Raw genomic sequence first — 527 nt, forward strand, 5'->3', positions numbered from 1 at the left:
CCGCCGCGCTGCGCCACCCCCACTCCGCGCCCGCACGCCCTCTCCCCCCACCCCCCCACCACCCCGCCGACACCCGCCAGGTGCTCGTCCGGTCCCTCGCCATGCTCCGCACCAAGCACGCCGACCTGCCGTCCCGCAAGCACGGCAACCCGCCTCAGTAAGAGGAGACCACCGAAGTGACCACGCCTGCCACAGCCAACCTTCTCCGCGTCGAGAAGGGCCACGCCGACCCCGAGGAGCTGGCCGCCATCACCGCGGTCCTGCTCGCCCGCGCCGCCGCGCAGCCCGAGCCGGCCGCCGCCCACCACGGCCGCACCACGGCCGGCTGGCGCCGCCTGGAGCGCGAGAACGGCTTCCGCGCCCCGCACAGCTGGCGCTGACGCCCCGGACGTACGGAAAGGGCCCCCGCTCCTTCGAGGAGCGGGGGCCCTTTCGCGTGGCGGTGCTGCCGACGAGCCGTCGGGACGGTTACCGCAGACGGGCCATGAGGGGGGGGGCGACGGGGGTGGTGTGGGGGGGCTTGGCGG

1 protein-coding gene and 1 pseudogene are annotated in these 527 nt (G+C 76.5%); both read left to right on the top strand.

From position 1 onward, the window contains the following. Positions 1–161 (top strand): annotated as a pseudogene (locus ACFW1I_RS04265) (methylmalonyl-CoA carboxyltransferase); the annotation flags it as partial. A gap of 15 nt (positions 162–176) precedes the next feature. Further along, positions 177–380 (top strand): acyl-CoA carboxylase subunit epsilon, encoded by a 204-nt coding sequence (locus ACFW1I_RS04270; RefSeq protein ID WP_319011767.1) that lies wholly within the window; start codon positions 177–179, stop codon positions 378–380. Positions 381–527: the final 147 nt, after the last annotated feature.

The sequence above is a fragment of the Streptomyces sp. NPDC058955 genome (assembly GCF_042741435.1).
GTDB lineage: Bacteria > Actinomycetota > Actinomycetes > Streptomycetales > Streptomycetaceae > Streptomyces.